At 63.6% G+C, this 17,017-nt stretch carries 18 protein-coding genes; 3 read left to right on the top strand and 15 right to left on the bottom strand.

All coding sequences use genetic code 11. From position 1 onward, the window contains the following. The 7 genes from soxA to AC0GNO_RS03935 all read right to left on the bottom strand — a co-directional run bounded on the left by soxA (position 1) and on the right by AC0GNO_RS03935 (position 5,062). A complete protein-coding gene (gene soxA / locus AC0GNO_RS03965; RefSeq protein ID WP_472903033.1) occupies positions 1–822 on the bottom strand; it encodes a sulfur oxidation c-type cytochrome SoxA in 822 nt (273 codons plus the stop codon). 81 nt (positions 823–903) lie between these two features. Continuing rightward, positions 904–1,215 carry a thiosulfate oxidation carrier complex protein SoxZ gene (gene soxZ / locus AC0GNO_RS03960; protein ID WP_177135562.1) on the bottom strand — a complete coding sequence of 104 codons (312 nt, stop codon included), beginning with the start codon at positions 1,213–1,215 and terminating at the stop codon, positions 904–906. 64 nt (positions 1,216–1,279) lie between these two features. After that, positions 1,280–1,735 (bottom strand): thiosulfate oxidation carrier protein SoxY, encoded by a 456-nt coding sequence (gene soxY / locus AC0GNO_RS03955; protein ID WP_305723098.1) that lies wholly within the window; start codon positions 1,733–1,735, stop codon positions 1,280–1,282. 31 nt (positions 1,736–1,766) lie between these two features. Continuing rightward, on the bottom strand, positions 1,767–2,099 hold the full coding sequence (locus AC0GNO_RS03950; protein WP_472903032.1) for a c-type cytochrome: 333 nt from the start codon (positions 2,097–2,099) through the stop codon (positions 1,767–1,769). Positions 2,100–2,221: 122 nt separating this feature from the next. Continuing rightward, positions 2,222–3,304, bottom strand: a complete 1,083-nt coding sequence (locus tag AC0GNO_RS03945) for a c-type cytochrome (protein WP_472888320.1) — start codon at positions 3,302–3,304, stop codon at positions 2,222–2,224. Beyond that, a complete protein-coding gene (soxC, locus tag AC0GNO_RS03940; RefSeq protein ID WP_472888321.1) occupies positions 3,304–4,650 on the bottom strand; it encodes a sulfite dehydrogenase in 1,347 nt (448 codons plus the stop codon). Before soxC ends, AC0GNO_RS03945 begins: the two co-directional genes overlap by 1 nt. Continuing rightward, a complete protein-coding gene (locus tag AC0GNO_RS03935) occupies positions 4,643–5,062 on the bottom strand; it encodes an ArsR/SmtB family transcription factor (protein ID WP_472888433.1) in 420 nt (139 codons plus the stop codon). Before AC0GNO_RS03935 ends, soxC begins: the two co-directional genes overlap by 8 nt. 360 nt (positions 5,063–5,422) lie before the next feature. Here AC0GNO_RS03935 and AC0GNO_RS03930 point away from each other — a divergent pair, with 360 nt between their 5' ends. The 3 genes from AC0GNO_RS03930 to AC0GNO_RS03920 all read left to right on the top strand — a co-directional run bounded on the left by AC0GNO_RS03930 (position 5,423) and on the right by AC0GNO_RS03920 (position 7,708). Then, a complete protein-coding gene (locus AC0GNO_RS03930; RefSeq protein WP_305723101.1) occupies positions 5,423–5,725 on the top strand; it encodes a c-type cytochrome in 303 nt (100 codons plus the stop codon). A 15-nt stretch (positions 5,726–5,740) separates the two neighbouring features. Continuing rightward, complete coding sequence (locus AC0GNO_RS03925; RefSeq protein WP_472888434.1) at positions 5,741–7,021, top strand: FCSD flavin-binding domain-containing protein; 1,281 nt, start codon at positions 5,741–5,743, stop codon at positions 7,019–7,021. Positions 7,022–7,090: 69 nt separating this feature from the next. Next, positions 7,091–7,708, top strand: coding sequence for a c-type cytochrome (locus AC0GNO_RS03920; RefSeq protein WP_472888322.1), 618 nt, complete (start codon positions 7,091–7,093; stop codon positions 7,706–7,708). A gap of 133 nt (positions 7,709–7,841) precedes the next feature. On the opposite strand, the gene fba is transcribed toward AC0GNO_RS03920, so the two are convergent. The 8 genes from fba to rpe form a co-directional block, all read right to left on the bottom strand. After that, the gene (gene fba / locus AC0GNO_RS03915; protein ID WP_472903031.1) at positions 7,842–8,909 is read right to left on the bottom strand and encodes a class II fructose-bisphosphate aldolase; all 1,068 of its coding nucleotides are present in this window, start codon (positions 8,907–8,909) and stop codon (positions 7,842–7,844) included. Between the two features lie 37 nt (positions 8,910–8,946). Then, a complete protein-coding gene (locus AC0GNO_RS03910) occupies positions 8,947–10,146 on the bottom strand; it encodes a phosphoglycerate kinase (RefSeq protein ID WP_472903030.1) in 1,200 nt (399 codons plus the stop codon). 14 nt (positions 10,147–10,160) lie between these two features. Next, positions 10,161–11,168, bottom strand: coding sequence for a type I glyceraldehyde-3-phosphate dehydrogenase (gap, locus tag AC0GNO_RS03905; protein WP_472903029.1), 1,008 nt, complete (start codon positions 11,166–11,168; stop codon positions 10,161–10,163). Positions 11,169–11,210: 42 nt separating this feature from the next. Next, on the bottom strand, positions 11,211–11,921 hold the full coding sequence (locus tag AC0GNO_RS03900) for a phosphoglycolate phosphatase (protein ID WP_472888326.1): 711 nt from the start codon (positions 11,919–11,921) through the stop codon (positions 11,211–11,213). A gap of 126 nt (positions 11,922–12,047) precedes the next feature. Next, positions 12,048–14,129 (bottom strand): transketolase, encoded by a 2,082-nt coding sequence (gene tkt, locus AC0GNO_RS03895; protein WP_472903028.1) that lies wholly within the window; start codon positions 14,127–14,129, stop codon positions 12,048–12,050. Between the two features lie 145 nt (positions 14,130–14,274). Beyond that, entirely contained in the window at positions 14,275–15,150 is an 876-nt protein-coding gene (locus AC0GNO_RS03890; protein WP_472903027.1) for a phosphoribulokinase, read from the bottom strand. 35 nt (positions 15,151–15,185) lie between these two features. Beyond that, positions 15,186–16,283, bottom strand: a complete 1,098-nt coding sequence (locus AC0GNO_RS03885; RefSeq protein WP_472888329.1) for a class 1 fructose-bisphosphatase — start codon at positions 16,281–16,283, stop codon at positions 15,186–15,188. Positions 16,284–16,329: 46 nt separating this feature from the next. Then, positions 16,330–17,013 carry a ribulose-phosphate 3-epimerase gene (gene rpe / locus AC0GNO_RS03880; RefSeq protein WP_472903026.1) on the bottom strand — a complete coding sequence of 228 codons (684 nt, stop codon included), beginning with the start codon at positions 17,011–17,013 and terminating at the stop codon, positions 16,330–16,332. Positions 17,014–17,017: the final 4 nt, after the last annotated feature.

Below are 17,017 nucleotides of genomic sequence, written 5' to 3'. Positions count from 1 at the left end.
TCAGCGCTTGATGGCCGGCACAATGGATTCGGCGGTCTTGGCGTTGACGCCCATGTAAACGCCCAGGGCAATGGTGGCATCGCTGCCGAACTTGGGTTCAGGGAAGCGCTGCTGGCGGTAGCAATCGTTCAGGCGCTTCTGCATGGTCCACATCTGCGAGTTGGAGACCCGATAGGCAGGCCATGCGGCGAAACCAATGCCGTCACCCGGATTCTTGGTCAGGTTGGGCAAGTCCTGCAGGCGGATGCGCCCCCCTTCGACGCCGTGGCAGGACGAGCACGCAAAGTCGTGCGGGCCACTGCGCTGAAAGAACAGGCGTTTGCCCACTTCGTACATCGCCTTTTCCTGCTCGGTGTTGTTCGGCAGGTTGAAGCGCATACCCTTGGACTGGGTCGCTACGTAGGTTGTGATGGCCACCAGATTGGCGCCTTCACCCTTGCCGATCGATGGCGCTGCCTTGTAAAGCTCGGCCGAATCAAACCCCTGCAAGGTGGTCATGCAGTGGATCAGGCGCGTCTCCAGGTCCATCACCTTGCCGGTGTCCTTGAAGTAGCGCGGCAACTCGGTGAACGCCCCCTTCAGCACGCCAGGCCCCTTGCCCAGATCGCACTGTTCCAGCGTGGCAGCCTTCGGACCGCGCTTCTGTTTCCAGAGCTCTTCGCCCTTCATTTCGAACAGCTCGGCCGGATTGCCATCCTGCAGCATCTCACGGTACTTGGCGATGCCATCGAGCGTGGCATTGCCCTGGGCAGACGCCGCAGCAGCACCCAGTGTCAGTGCGGCGGCCACAAAAGCGCTGCGGTAAACCACGGCTTGTTTCATCTGGGGGTCTCCTTCTTGTGCAGTGAAAAATCAAAAACGGCCAGCACCTGGCGTGACTGGCCGTCTCTTGCCCGCGCCCGATCAGGCGATGGCGGCTTCGTCGGTGCGGGAATCGCCTTTGCTGTCGGTCCACTTCACCACGACCTTGTCACCCTTGGCGCCGCCCTTGAACTTGAAGGACAGGAAGGGATTCTGCGACACGGAGCCACTGAACATCGCCTTCAGAACGGTCTTGCCGGCGCTGGTGGCTTCCACATCCTTGATGAAGTGGGCGGGAATGAGGGCGCCGGCCGCGTCCTTGCGGGTACCGGGTTCCATGGGGTGGGACATGAGCACGCGAACGGTGGTTTCGTCGCCAGCGAGGGCGGCACGGATGCGCATCGGATCAGCCATGATGGACTCCTATCAATTCAAAAAATATGGTTAGCGGGGGATGTGTGGTGTGAGCTCGGGGCGATCAGCCGCCGCAGCCACCCAGCGTCACTTTGGTTTCTTTGGTGGCCGAGAACAGCTTGCCGTCGGCCTTGACCACGGCAACCACGTTCGTGCTCTGGCCCATCTTCAGACGGGTCTGCACGTCGGCAGCTGTACCGGCGGGGATCATGAAAGCGCACGACAGCGGGGTCGGGTTCTTCTCGACGATGAGGTACATCTCGGTCGTGTTGGGCAGCTTGCTGGTGGCGCCCACGGGCACCACGGCGCCGTTTTCAGCGATGTCGGGCGACACCACGGAAACCTGGTCGCTGGAGGCAGCGGTGCCACCGATGGCCTTGAGGGCATCTTCCAGGGTCTTGACCTGGAAGCTGGCGTGATCCACGGCGGCCTGGGCCTGGCTCTGGGTGACGAGGCCCAGGGCGATCAGGGAGGCGAACGCGCCGGTGGACTTGATGGCTGTGCGACGGGAACTGTTCATGGGGAACTCCTGAAAAAAAGTGAGGGTGAGTTTACTTATCGGGGGCACCGGCCAGGACCCAGGCGGCGAGCAGCTTGAGCTCGTCATCCTTCAGGTTCGGCTGGGGAGGCATGGGCACCGGACCGTACATGCCGGAACCGCCAGACTTGATGCGTGCGACCACCTTGGCTTCGGCATCGGCCTGGCCCTTGTGCTTGGCGGCCACGTCCTTGTATGAGGGTCCCACCAGCTTCTTGTCCGCAGCGTGGCAGGCCAGGCATGCGTTCTTGGAAGCGAGTGCCTTGGCAGCGGCAGCGTCCACGGCATAAGCACCTGCGGTGATCAGCAGGGCCGAAGCGGCGAGGACAACCTGTTTGAAATCCATCTTCATAGCTTAGGGTCTCCTTGGTAAAAAACGTATGGGGGTTAACGATTAAATGCGCATATTTGAAGAGACACGTGGATCACGTCACCTCCGCGGCGCATACAAGTTGGGAGAATTCCGGTTTATTTCGCGCCCTCCACAATCCATTTGGCGATGGTCTTGGCGTCAGCGGCCGAGAGTTGGTCCTGGGCCGGCATGGGCACGGCACCCCAGACACCCGAACCACCCGCCTTGATCTTGCCTTCCAGATAGGCTTCGGCGTCGGCCTTGCCCTTGTATTTGGCAGCGATTTCGTTGAAGCCGGGGCCGACGATCTTGCTCTTCAAGCCGTGGCAGGCCGTGCAGGCGTTGGTGTTGAGCATGCCTTTGGTGTCAGCGCCACCGGTGGCCGTGCGGGCGGCCAGCACCACCGGAGCCGGTGCAACCGAACCCACAGGACCTTTGGGCGCGGGCTTGGTGGTGTCGGCACCACGAACCGGACCGATCACCCGGTTCTGCTCCTGTATGTTGCCGTGAGCATCGCGGGCAAAGTCGGGCAGGAATGAGCGCACGGTGGGATCCACCGAGCAGTCTTTCATGCAGGCTACGTTCTTCACATCGCCCTTGCCGTTCGCCTTCCACAGCGGCTCGTAGAACACCATGCCGTTGCGGTTGGGCATGCGCTTCTGAACCTCGGCGATGTTCTTGTCGGTCAAGGTGAAATCCGCCGGAACGATCTCGGCCAGGCTCAGCAGGTAAGCCGTCACGCCATAGACCTCGTCGGTGGTCAGCGTCTTGGGCGCGTTCCAGGGCATGGCGCGGTTGATGTAATCCCAGATCGTGGAGACCGTGGCCACCTTCATGATGGTGGTCTTCTGGGGCGAGATGCTCTTGCCCTCTTCCAGGCCCTTCACGCGACCGTTCTTGATATCGTCCTTGGTGGTGCCGCCGATGATGGGCGTGAACACCTCGTTGGACTCACCAAACGAACCGTGGCAGGAAGCGCACTTGACTTCCCAGACCGCTTCACCCTGCGAGACGCTGCCCGCACCAGCGGGGAGGCCTTTGAAGTCGGGGCGCACATCGATGTCCCAGGCTTTCACCTCGGCGGGCGTGGCGTCGCGGCCCATGTTGTGCCACGGCGCGGTCTGCGCAAAGGCAGAACCCAGCGAGAGCGCAGACGCCAGAACAACGGCTTTCGTTGAGAGTTTAAAAATGGATTTCATCAGTACACCTGCACGTTGGAGACTTCACCGTTTTCGGACACCAGCCAGCTCTGGATGGCGTTCTGGTGGTAGACGGACTTGGTGCCGCGCACGGCACGCAGCTGGTTGATCTTGGGCTGCACATAGCCGGTGCTGTCGATGGCACGGGCCTGCAGGATGGCGGGTTTGCCATCCCACACCCAGTCGATGTTGAAGCGCGTCATGGCCTTGGGCAGCACCGGGCCTTCGATGCGGGCGGTGCGCCAGTTGCGGCCACCGTCCACGCTCACGTCCACGCGCTTGATCGAGCCGCGGCCCGACCAGGCCAGACCGGTCACGTTGTAGTAACCCTTGTCCAGCAACGTCTGGCCAGCCGAAGGCGTGGTGATCACGCTCTTGGTTTCCTGGATGCCGGTGTACTGGCGGTGCGTGCCATCGGGCATGTGATCGATGTAGTGCACCGCCTCGTCTTTGGTCGCGTATTTCTGGTCGCCCACTTCGATGCGGCGCAGGTACTTGACCCAGCTCACGCCCTGGATGCCCGGCACCACGAGGCGCAGCGGATAGCCGTTCTCGGGGCGCAGCATTTCGCCGTTCATGGCCCAGGCCACGATGCAATCGTCCATGGCGCGCTCGATGTCGATCGTGCGGGTCATGGAAGAACCGTCGGCCCCTTCGGCGAGCACGTATTTGGCGGCCTTCTTGTCGTAGCCGCACATTTCCAGCAGCGTGGACAGCAGCACGCCGGTGAACTCGGAGCAGCTGACCATGCCGTGCGTGTACTGCACGGTGGGCACGGCCACGTTGCCCCATTCGGTCGCGGTGTTGGCGCCGCACTCGATGAAGTGGATGCGCGACACGCTGGGCAGGCGCATCAGGTCGTCCATGGTGAAGACGCGCTGGCGCTTGACCAGACCGTTGATCATCAGGCGGTGCTTGGACGGGTCGATGTCCCACCAGCCCTGATGGTGGCGCTCGAAGTGCAGGCCGCTGGGCGTGATGATGCCGAACAGGCCCTGCAGCGGCGTGAAGCTCACCGAAGCCTGGTCCACACGGGTCAGGCCCGGGCTCTGGCGGCGGCGCAGGTTGGTTTCCCACTTGCTGGGCTTGCCATAGCCGTCTTCGATAGCCACCGCCTGTCCCAGCCCGGTGGAGTGCTCGGGCATCTTGAGGATGGCTTCCTCGCCATCAGCGGCCATGGCGCGCGTGGCGGCTCCGGCCGTGGCGGCCACACCGGCGCCCATGGCCAATGCCTTGCCCATGAAGCTTCGACGGGCCTTGCGCGCCTGTTCGAGCTTCTCGGGACTCAGAAAATTTTCGGGCGCGGGGATCACGCGTCCAATCACTTCGCTCAGGTCTTTAGACACTTGCTTCTTCCTTCTGGTTGGCGGGGGGATTGCGTTTGGCCCTGGCTTTGGTTTTGACCTTGGGGCTTTGGCGCGGGGTCATGTCTTCAACAAAATGGTTGAAACTTTCTCGGGAAACTGACGTGCTGTCTGCTCGATCGGCCACCTGCATCGACACCGTGCGGCACAGCTCGACGTACATGGGATCGGCCACCTTGTAAAAAATCTGGGTACCCTCACGGCGGCGCGACAACATGCCAGCCTGGTACATGAGACCAAGATGGCGCGACACATTGGCCTGCGCCAGCGCCGTCACCTTGATGATCTCGTTGACGCACTTTTCTTCCTGACACAGCGCGTACAGGATGCGCAGCCGCGTAGGCTCGCCGAGCACGCTGAAGTAGCGCGCCACGGACTCAAAAACCTCGTGCATGTCATCCACCGGTGGTCTCCAGATCTGTTTGACTTCGATCAATCAACTATATGATTGAATGCCTATATACAGATTAGTGTAAACCCGAATTTCCACACTTTTCTGACAGGAGGCGCACCAACAGGCCCCCGAAACATGGACATCCCTCGTCGACCTGGAAAACCGCAAACCCTTACCCCGCGCTGACTTTTTCGCCCGATTGCGAACGAAATCCGATAGGGTTTTTACGGTTTGGAGGGTCCGATCACGGTGCTAGCATCAATCATCTAAATATGCGGAATTACTGATGCTTGGCGCACCGGAAGACCCTCTGCTACAGTTTTAGATGGTGTTTTTTCCAACCACACTCTGGAGGTGACGATGATCAAAACAATGAAATGGCTGGCAGTGGGAGCGCTGAGCGCAGCCGCTTTTGGTGTGCAGGCCGAGGTGAGCCAGGTGCGCGCGTGGGCGGCGGCTTGTGCCAACTGCCACGGCACCATGGGCAAGGCCGAGGCCGGCATGGAATCCCTGGCCGGCAAGGACAAGGACGAACTGCTCCAGAAGATGATGGACTTCAAGACCGGCAAGAAGCCCGCCACCATCATGCACCAGCTCTCCAAGGGCTATTCCGACGAACAGCTGCAACAGCTGGCCGCCTACTTCTCAGCCCTGAAAAAATAAGGAGAACCCACCATGATGCAACGTCGTCAATTTGTTCAAACGCTGGGCGCCGGTTCGGCGGTTGCGGGTCTGGGCCTGCTGGGTGGCTGTGCGGCTGGAGGCGCCAGTGGTGCCAAGGTGGTGGTGGTCGGGGGTGGCTACGGCGGCGCCACCGCCGCCAAATACGTGCGCCTGTTCTCCGACTACGGTATCAATGTCACGCTGATCGAGCCGAATCCGGCCTTCGTCTCCTGCCCGATTTCCAACCTGGTGATCCAGGGCAGCAAGACCATCGCCGACATCACCACGCCCTACGACAACCTGGAAAAACGCCACGGCGTGAAGATCGTGCGCGACATGGTCGCGAGCATCGACGCCGAGAAACGCATGGTGAAACTCGCCAGCGGCGGCGAGCTGCCCTACGACCGCCTGATCCTCTCGCCCGGCATCGACTTCATGTGGGACACCCTGCCCGGCATGGCCAAGCCCGGCGCGCAAGACAAGGTGCTGCACGCCTGGAAGGCCGGCGCGCAGACCGTCGCCCTGCGCAAGCAGCTCGAAGCCATGCCCGACGGCGGCGTCTACGCCCTGTCGATCCCACTGGCACCTTACCGCTGCCCGCCCGGCCCTTACGAGCGGGCCTGCATGGTGGCCAACTACTTCAAGAAGGCCAAACCCAAGAGCAAGGTCGTGATCTTCGATGCCAACGACGACATCCAGTCGAAGAAGGGCCTGTTCATGAAGGCCTGGAAGGACCACTACGACGGCATGATCGAGTACCGCCCCAAGCACAAGGTGGTCGACGTGGACGCCGCCACCAACACCCTGAAGTTCGAATTCAACGACGACTTCAAGGCCGGTGTCGCCAACGTGGTGCCCAACATGCGCGCTGGCGCCATCGCCGTCTCCACCGGTCTGGCCACCGCCAACAACCGCTGGTGCGAAGTCGACTTCCTGACCTTTGAATCGAAGGCGAGGAAGAACATCCACGTGCTGGGTGACTCGATCCAGATCGCGCCCGGCATGCCCAAGTCGGGCCACATGGCCAACCAGCACGGCAAGACCTGTGCGGCCGCCGTGGTGGCCCTGCTGGCAGGCAAGGAGCCGCTCGCATTGCCCATCTATGCCAACACCTGCTACAGCTTCGTGACCGACGAAGACGTGGTGCACGTGGCCAGCGTGCACCGCTACGACGCCGAGAAGAAGACCATGCTGACCGTGCCCGGCTCCGGAGGTGTGTCGACCGCTGCCAGCGAGCTCGAAGGCCGCTATGCCCACGCCTGGTCGCGCAACATCTGGGCCGACACCCTGGCCTGATGCTCCACAACGCCCTGGCGCAGGCCGGGGCGTTTTTTTGGCTTTCAAATATCAGTCAGAGGTTATGCAATGAAAGTTGCCAGACTCACCCTTACCACCCAGGTGGTTGCCGTCGCCGCACTGCTGCTGGGCAGCGCCGGCGCCTGGTCCCAGGCCGACGAAGCACGGGCCAAAAAAATCGCTGGCGGCTCCTGTTTCCTCTGCCACGGTGCCCAAGGCGAGTCCACCAGCGAGGTGTTTCCGCGTCTGGCAGGACAACACGCCGAGTACGTCGCCAAGCAGCTCAACGCTTTCAAGAGCGGCCAGCGCAAGAGCACAGCCATGGCCGAGATGGTGAGCAAGCTCACACCCGACGAGATGCTGGCGCTGGGCAAGTACTACGAGAAGTTCAGCATCCCGCGCGAGGAGGCCAAGGAGCCGCAACTCGCGGCGATGGGCCGGTACATCTACCACAACGGCAACAAGTTCAGCGGCGTGCCGGCCTGCGTGAGCTGCCACGGACAAAACGCCGAAGGTGCAGCCAACCTGCCCCGCCTGGCGACCCAGTTCTCGGGTTACATCCACACCCAGCTGAAGTCGTTCAACAAGCGCGACCGCACCAACGACAACGCGGTGATGCACGTGGTGGCGGAGAAGATGACGGAGCTGGAGATGGCGGCTGTGGCGGAATACGTCAGCAGCAAGTAGAGGTACCCCCCGCGCCGCCTGCAGCGTCACCCCCCAAGGGGGCGATGCGAGTGGCCCGGCTAAGCCGGTTCCACCGCATCCTGGGTTGGGAGAGCCCCTTCTCGCCGGAGGCTCCCCCTGCGCCGCACTTTGATCACGCCACTTTGGCGGCCAGCTCACCCTTGTCGTAGCGCTTCTGCATCGTCTCCAGACTGTGCACCTGGGTGATCTTGCTGGCCATGCCGGCGGCACCAAAAGCCTCGTAGCGGGCTGCGCAGATCGCCTGCATGGCCTTGGTGGCTTCCTTGTAGAACTTGCGCGGGTCGAAGTTCTTGCGGTCTTCGGCCAGGTGCTTGCGGATGGCACCGGTGCTGGCCATGCGCAGATCGGTGTCGATATTGACCTTGCGCACGCCGTTCTTGATGCCTTCGACGATCTCTTCCACCGGCACGCCGTAGGTCACGCCCATGTCACCGCCGTACTGGTTGATGATGGCGAGCCAGTCTTCCGGCACGCTGCTGGAGCCGTGCATCACCAGGTGCACGTTGGGGATGCGTTGGTGGATTTCTTTCACACGGTCGATGCGCAGCACCTTGCCGCTGGGTTTGCTGGTGAACTTGTAGGCACCGTGGCTGGTGCCGATGGCAATGGCCAGCGCGTCCACCTGGGTCTTGCTCACGAAGTCGGCCGCTTCATCGGGGTCCGTCAGCAAGGACGAATGGTCCAGAACACCCTCTGCGCCGTGGCCGTCTTCTTCGCCGGCCTTGCCGGTTTCCAGCGAGCCCAGGCAACCGAGTTCACCTTCGACCGACACGCCGCAGGCGTGGGCCAGGTCCACCACCTGGCGGGTGGTTGCCACGTTGTACTCATAGCTTGAAGGTGTCTTGCCGTCGGCCAGCAGGCTGCCGTCCATCATCACCGAGCTGAAGCCCGACTGGATGGAGCGGAAGCAGATGGCGGGCGCGGCGCCGTGGTCCTGGTGCATGCAGACGGGAATGTGCGGGTACATCTCGATGGCGGCAGCGATCAGGTGGCGCAGGAAGGGTTCGCCCGCGTAGGAGCGCGCACCGGCCGAGCCTTGCAGGATGACGGGGCTGTTCACCTTGTCGGCCGCCTGCATGATGGCCTGCACCTGCTCCATGTTGTTGACGTTGAAGGCCGGCAGGCCGTAGTTGTGCTCGGCGGCGTGATCGAGCAGTTGGCGGAGGGAAATGAGGGCCATGGGGAATGTCCTTGGAAAGATGAAATGAAGTCGTGAATCAGGGGGTCTCGGCCCGGCGCGCCAGCACCTCGAACGCCGGCAAGGTCTTGCCTTCCAGCACCTCGAGGAAGGCACCACCGCCGGTGGAGATGTAGCCCACATCTTTCTCGATGCCGTATTTGGCAATGGCGGCCAGGGTGTCGCCACCGCCGGCGATGCTGAAGGCGCTGCTCTCGGCAATCGCGTGCGCAATCACCTTGGTGCCGTTCTCGAAGGCGGCGAATTCGAACACGCCCACCGGGCCGTTCCAGACGATGGTGCCGGCCTTCTTCAACTGCTCTGCCAGCAACGCCGCGGTCTGCGGGCCGATGTCCAGGATCAGGTCGTCGTCGGCCACGTCGGTGGCGGCTTTGACCGTCGCCACGGCGTCGGGGCTGAAGCTCTTGGCGCAGACCACGTCGGTCGGGATCGGCACCGCGGCGCCGCGCGCTTTCATGGCTTCGATCACGGCCTTGGCTTCGCCGATCAGGTCGGGTTCGGCCAGGCTCTTGCCGATCTTCAGACCGGCCGCGAGCATGAAGGTGTTGGCGATGCCGCCGCCGACGATCAGGCCGTCCACGTTCTTGGCCAGCGCCTGCAGGATGGTGAGCTTGGTGCTGACCTTGCTGCCGGCGACGATGGCGATCAGCGGGCGCTTCGGGTTGGCGAGCGCCTTGCCGATCGCGTCCATCTCGGCCGCCAGCAGCGGGCCGGCGCAGGCGATGGGCGCGGTCTCGGCGATGCCGTAGGTCGTACCCTCGGCGCGGTGCGCGGTGCCGAAGGCGTCGTGCACGAAGATGTCGCACAGGGTACCGAGCTTCTTGGCGAGTTCGGGGCTGTTCTTCTTTTCGCCTTTGTTCAGGCGGCAGTTCTCCAGCATCACCACCTCACCGGGCGCCACGGAGAAGTCGCCATCCACCCAGTTGGCGACGACGCGGATGTTGCGGCCCATGAGCTGGCCCATGCGGGCAGCGACAGGGGTCAATGAGTCTTCGGGTTTGAACTCGCCTTCGGTGGGGCGGCCCAGGTGCGAGGTCACCATGACGGCGGCACCGGCGTCCAGCGCCATCTGGATGGCGGGCATGCTGGCGCGGATGCGCGTGTCTTCGGTGATCTTGCCTTCGTCGTCTTGGGGCACGTTGAGGTCGGCGCGGATGAAGACGCGTTTGCCGCGGGCGAAACCGCTGGCGCAGACATCGCTGAATCGGAGGAATTTCATGGTGGTCCTCCCGATCAGTGGCGACCGACGTGCTGCACGAAGCGCATCATGTTGCAGGTGTAGCCGTACTCGTTGTCGTACCAGGACACGACCTTGACGAAGGTGCTGTCGAGTGCAAGGCCGGCTTCAGCGTCAAAAATCGAAGGCATGGAACAGCCGCGGAAATCGGTGGAAACGACCTTGTCGCTGGTGTAGCCCAGCACGCCCTTGAGCGCGCCTTCCGAGGCCGCCTTCATGGCCTTGCAGATGTCTTCGTAGCTGGCTTCCTGGTTCAGCTCGACCGTCAGGTCCACCACCGACACGTCGGAGGTGGGCACGCGGAAGGCCATGCCGGTGAGCTTCTTGTTCAGTTCGGGCAGCACCACACCCACGGCCTTGGCGGCACCGGTGGACGAGGGAATGATGTTCTCCAGGATGCCGCGTCCGCCGCGCCAGTCCTTGCTGGAGGGGCCATCCACGGTCTTCTGTGTCGCGGTGGCGGCGTGCACGGTGGTCATGAGGCCGCGCTTGATGCCGAAGTTGTCGTTGAGCACCTTGGCCACGGGGGCCAGGCAGTTGGTGGTGCAGGACGCAGCGGACACGATGGCCTCGCCCGCGTACTTGGCGTGGTTCACGCCGTAGACAAACATCGGTGTTGCATCCTTCGATGGCGCGGACTGCACCACCTTTTTCGCACCGGCATCGATGTGCTTCTGGCAGGTATCGCCGGTCAGGAAGAAGCCGGTGGACTCGACAACGACGTCGGCACCGATGTCGTTCCATTTCAGGTTGGCGGGATCTTTCTCGGCGGTCAGGCGGATTTTCTTGCCGTTGACGACCAGGTGGTTGCCCTCGACGGCCACGGTGCCCTTGAAGCGACCGTGCACGCTGTCGTATTGCAGCATGTAGGCCAGGTACTCGGGCTCCAGCAGGTCGTTGATGCCGACAACCTCGATGTCCTTGAACTCGGCTTCCTGCGTGACGGCACGGAACACCATGCGCCCGATGCGCCCGAAGCCGTTGATACCGATCCTGATGGTCATGGGGAAGTCTCCTCGATGGATAAAGAAAATAAGAAAAGGCGTTCAGGCACTCGCCGCGGTGTCGCGGGCCGAGAGCGAGGTGGTCAACGCCGAAAAGTCGGGGATCACGCGGTCGGGGTTGCAGGCCTCGATGGGCTCGCCCATGTTGTAGCCATAGGGCAGCGCCCAGACGGCGATGCCCGCGTTGCGTGCGGTGGCCACGTCGATACTGGAGTCGCCCACGAACAGCGCACGATCACTGCTCATGCCGAATTGCTTCAGGCAGTCGGTGATACCAGCCGGGTTGGGCTTCTTCACCGGCAAGGTGTCGCCGCTGATGACGCGGTCGAACAGGGGTGCCATCTGGTGCGCATCGAGCACCGTCTGGGTATAACGCCCTTCCTTGTTGGTCATCACCACCAGCTTCACGCCCGCAGCGCGCAGCGCCTGCAGCGTTTCGCGCACGTGCGGGTAGAGGTGGCTGCGGGTGCCGCAGCGCTGCTGGTAGTGCTTGCCGAACTCGTGCTCGATGAGCTTGAAGCTGTCGGACTGGCGCACCGTGTCGGCCGTGGTGTCGCCGGTGAAGGCGAGCGCCTGGATCAGCAGCTCGCGCGTGCCGTGGCCGATCCAGTCGTTCACCTGTTGCTGGGTCACCGGCGGCAGGTCGAACTGCTTGAGCGTGTCGTTCACTGCGTCGGCGATCTCGGGCGCGGTCTCGATCAGCGTGCCATCGAGGTCGAACAGGATGAGGTCGTAGGGATATTTTTCAGTCACATCAAACACCATCAGGTTGAAGAAGCATTGCGGGCGATGGGCAGCTCACCCAGAGCGCCGCGGAACTGGCTTTGCCAGGCCGCAGGCGCTGCACCTTGAGGGGCGAAGCGCAGCGACGGGGGTGGTTCAGTGCGATCCGACAACGATGTGCTCGGGCAACGCTTCTTCGCGGCGGTGCGCCGCGCGGTGCACCAGGGTGCGCACGGCATCGCACACGCGGGCGCTGGTGATGCCGAAGTGCTGGTACAGGTCTTTCGCCGGGGCAGATTCGCCGAACGTCGCGATGCCGACCACCACGCCGGTGCGGCCCACGTACTTGCGCCAGAAGTCCGGTTGCGCAGCCTCCACCGCCACCGTGGGCAGCGACAGCGGCAGCACCATGTCCTGGTAGGCCTCGGACTGGCGGTCGAACACGTTGCTGCTGGGCATGGACACCACGCGGGTGCTGATGCCTTCGGCAGCGAGCGCCGCGTGTGCTTCCATCGCCAGCGAGGTTTCGGAACCGGTGGCCAGAATCACGGCCTTCGGGTGTTTGCCTTCGGCCAGCACGTAGCCGCCCTTGCGGATCTTCGCGACCATGGACACGTCGCTCAGGCGCGGCAGGTTCTGGCGCGAGAGACACAGCGCGCTCGGGCCGTCACGGCGTTCGATCGCGCATGCCCAGGCCACGGCGGTCTCCAGGCCATCGGCCGGACGCCACACGTCCAGGCCGGGAATGATGCGCAGGCTGGGCACGTGCTCCACGCTCTGGTGCGTGGGACCGTCTTCGCCGAGGCCGATGGAGTCGTGCGTGAACACGTGGATCACGCGTTGCTTCATCAGCGCGGCCATGCGGATCGCGTTGCGGCTGTAGTCGCTGAACGTGAGGAAGGTGCCGCCGTAGGGGATGTAGCCGCCGTGCAGCGCGATGCCGTTCATGATCGCGGCCATGCCGAACTCGCGCACGCCGTAGCTCATGTGGTTGCCCCAGGCATCGCGCCCGGCCTTCACGCAACCCTTGAAGTTGGTGAGGTTGGAGCCGGTCAGGTCGGCACTGCCGCCGAAGAACTCGGGCACCAGCGGTGCCAGCACGTCGAGCGCGTTCTGGCTGGACTTGCGGGTGGCGAAAGCGTCGGCCTTGGCGGCGATGGCCTCCAGCACCTCGGGCAGCTTGTCGGCGAACGCGGGCAGCAGATCACCGGCCATGCGGCGCTCAAACTCGGCCGCTTCCAGCGGGTACTGCGCGCGGTAGGCCTCGAAGCGTTCGCGCCAGGCGCGTTCGGCCGCAGCGCCGCGCTCGGTGGCGTTCCAGGCGGTGGCGATCTCGGCCGGAATCTCGAACGGCGGTGCGGTCCAGCCCAGTTGTTCGCGGGTGGCCTGCACCTCGGCCGCACCGAGTGCGGCGCCGTGCACGTCGTGCGTGCCGGCCTTGTTGGGCGAGCCCATGCCGATCACGGTCTTGCAACAGATCAGCGTGGGTTTGCCGTGGGGCAACACACCCTGCTTCTTCGCCTCCAGCAGTGCGGCTTCGATGGCGGCGGGGTTGTGACCGTCCACGTTGGGGATCACGTGCCAGCCGTAGGCGTCGAAGCGCTTGGGCGTGTCGTCGGTGAACCAGCCTTCGACGTGTCCGTCGATGGAAATGCCGTTGTCGTCGTAGAACGCCACCAGCTTCGAGAGGCGCAGCGTGCCGGCCAGCGCGCAGGCTTCGTGGCTGATGCCTTCCATCATGCAGCCGTCACCCAGGAACGCGTAGGTGAAGTGGTCGACGATGTGGTGGCTGACGGTTTCGTCTTCGCGGTTGAACTCCTGCGCGAGCAGCTTCTCGGCCAGCGCCATGCCGACCGCGTTGGTGATGCCCTGACCCAGCGGGCCGGTGGTGGTTTCCACACCGGGGGTGATGCCCACTTCGGGGTGTCCCGCGGTCTTGCTGTGCAGCTGGCGGAAGTTCTTCAGCTCGCTCATCGGCAGGTCGTAGCCGGTGAGGTGCAGCAGCGCGTAGATCAACATCGAGCCGTGGCCGTTGGAGAGCACGAAACGGTCGCGGTCGGGCCAGTGCGGGTTGACCGGGTTGTGTTTGAGGTGGCGGTTCCACAGCACCTCGGCAATGTCGGCCATGCCCATGGGCGCGCCGGGGTGGCCGGACTTGGCTTTCTCGACGGCATCGACAGCGAGCATGCGGATGGCGTTGGCCATCTGGCGGGCGAGTTCGGGGGAAGGTGTGGTCATGGTCTGTCCTTGGGATGCTTTTGTCTCGAATCTCAATACCGGCGGCGCGAGGTGCCTCCAACCGGGAGCGCGATGGACCCGGCTGTGCCGGGCCACTCGCGTTGCCCCCTGGGGAGTGACGCGCCATCAGGCGCGGCGCAGGGGGTCAACCCGCTCTTTTCTTGCGCTCGACCATGCGCCAGATGAACGGCGTGAAGATCAGCTGCATCGCCAGCTCCATCTTCCCGCCCGGCACCACGATGGTGTTGGCGCGGCTCATCATGGAGCCGTTGATCATGTTGAGCAGGTACTGGAAATCGATGCCCTTGGGCTGGGCGAAACGGATCACCACCATGCTCTCGTCGGCGGTGGGCACGTCGCGCGCCACGAAGGGGTTGCTGGTGTCCACGATCGGTACGCGCTGGAAGTTCACGTGCGTGTGCTGGAACTGCGGGGTGATGTAGTTCACGTAGTCGGGCATGCGGCGCAGGATGGTGTCGGTCACCGCGTCGGCGCTGTAGCCGCGCATGTTCTTGTCGCGGTAGAGCTTCTGGATCCACTCCAGGTTGATCACGGGCACCACGCCGACCAGCAGGTCCGGGTACTGCGCCACGTTGTGCTCGGGCGTGACCACGGCGCCGTGCAGGCCTTCGTAGAACAGCATGTCGGTGCCATCGGGCAGGTCTTCCCAGGCGGTGAAGGTGCCCGGGTCCTGCTTGTAGGGCGCTGCCTCTTCGGCGTTGTGCAGGTACTTGCGGCACTTGCCCTGGCCGGTTTCGCTGTAGGTGCGGAACAGGTTCTCGATCTCGCCGAACAGGTTGGCCTCGGCACCGAAGTGGCTGAAGTTGTTGTTGCCGGCTTTTTCGGCCTCGGCTGCTTTCACCTTCATCTCCTTGCGGTCGAAACGGTGGAAGCTGTCGCCTTCGATGATCCCGGCCGTCACGTTCTCGCGGCGGAAGATGTTCTGGAAGGTGCGTGTGACGGTCGAAGTACCGGCGCCGCTGGAACCGGTGATGGCGATGATGGGATGGCGTTCTGACATGGTGTTGTCCCCGGAGATGAAAGTTGGGTGTGCGATCAGGCGCGGAAAAGGGAGCGTTCTGCGAACAAAGGATTGCTGTCGTCCTTGTAGGCGCCCGGCTCGCTGTGGTAACGCTCGATGCGCTCCACTTCGTTCTTGCTGCCGAACACAAAGCCGATGCGCTGGTGCAGCGCGGTGGGCTTGACGGTCAGCACGGGCTCGCGGCCGGTGCTGGCGCGGCCACCGGCCTGCTCGATGATCATGCCCACCGGGTTGGCTTCGTAGAGCAGGCGCAGGCGCCCGTGTTTGGCGGCGTCCTTGGTGTCGCGCGGATACATGAAGATGCCGCCGCGCATGAGGATGCGGTGCGCCTCGGCCACCATGCTGGCGATCCAGCGCATGTTGAAGTCCTTGCCGCGCGCGCCGGTCTTGCCGGCCAGGCACTCGTCCACATAACGTTTCACCGGGGCTTCCCAGAAGCGGCTGTTGGATGCGTTGATCGCGAACTCGTGGGTGTCTTCCGGAATCTGCAGGTTGGGGTGCGTGAGCATGAACTGGCCAAGGTTCGGGTCCAGCGTGAAGCCGGCCACGCCATTGCCCACCGTGAGCACCAGCATGGTGGTCGGGCCGTAGAGCGCATACCCGGCGGCGAGCTGCTGCGTGCCGGGCTGCAGGAAGTCGGCCTCGACCACATCGCGCCCGCTGTCGATCACGTCCTGCGGTGCGCGCAAAACGCTGAAGATGCTGCCCACGGTGACGTTCACATCGATGTTGCTCGAACCATCCAGCGGGTCGAACACCAGCATGTATTTGCCGCGCTGCATGGTGGCCGGGATCTGGTACGGGTGGTCCATCTCTTCGGACGCCATGCCCGCCAGATGACCGCCCCACTCCGTCATCTGCGTGAAGTACTCGTTGCTGATGACGTCAAGCTTCTTCTGTTCTTCACCCTGCACGTTCACGCTGGTGGTGACTTCGGGCGCCGGCTGACCGAGCATGCTGCCCAGGTCGCCAAAAGCCACCGTGCGTGCGATGGCCTTGCAGGCCAGGGCGACGTCGAGCAGCAGCGCGTTGAAGTCGCCGCTGGCGCTGGGAAAACGGCGGCGTTGTTCGATCAGGTATTGCGTGAGGGTGAAGCGGCGGCGCGTGGTCATGGAGGGCTTTCGTGGGAGTTGTTGAATGGATGGCTGTGGGCGGGCTTCAGGCCAGCGCGTTCTTGCGCAACTGCTTCATGACGGTGTGGTAGCCGCCGTTGTTGTCGGGGGCTCCAAACACGGCACTGCCCGCCACCAGGGTGTCGGCCCCGGCGGACACGATTTCGGCGATGTTGTCCACCTTCACGCCACCGTCCACTTCGAGCCAGATGGTCTGGCCCCCTGCCGCCATGTGGGCATCGATGCGCTCGCGGGCCGCCACCAGCTTGGGCAGGGTACCGGGGATGAACTTCTGCCCGCCGAAGCCCGGGTTCACGCTCATGAGCAGCACCACGTCGAGTTTGTCCATCACATGGTCCATCAGCGACAACGGCGTGGCCGGGTTGAACACCAGGCCGGCCTTGCAGCCGTGGTCACGGATCAGCTGCAGCGTGCGGTCGACATGGCGGCTGGCCTCGGGGTGGAAGGTGATGATGTTGGCGCCGGCCTTGGCGAACAGCGGGATCAGCGCGTCCACCGGTTCGACCATCAGGTGCACATCGATCCCGATCTTCACGTGCGGGCGGATCGCCTCGCACACCAGCGGGCCGATGGTGAGGTTGGGCACGTAGTGGTTGTCCATCACGTCGAAATGCACCAGATCGGCCCCGGCGGCCTCGATGGCGCGCACTTCTTCGCCCAGACGGGCAAAGTCGGCAGACAGGATGGAAGGTGCGATGCGGATGGTCATGAAA

Source organism: Hydrogenophaga sp. L310, from assembly GCF_055703065.1.
This window is presented reverse-complemented; position numbering and strand designations above follow the sequence as displayed.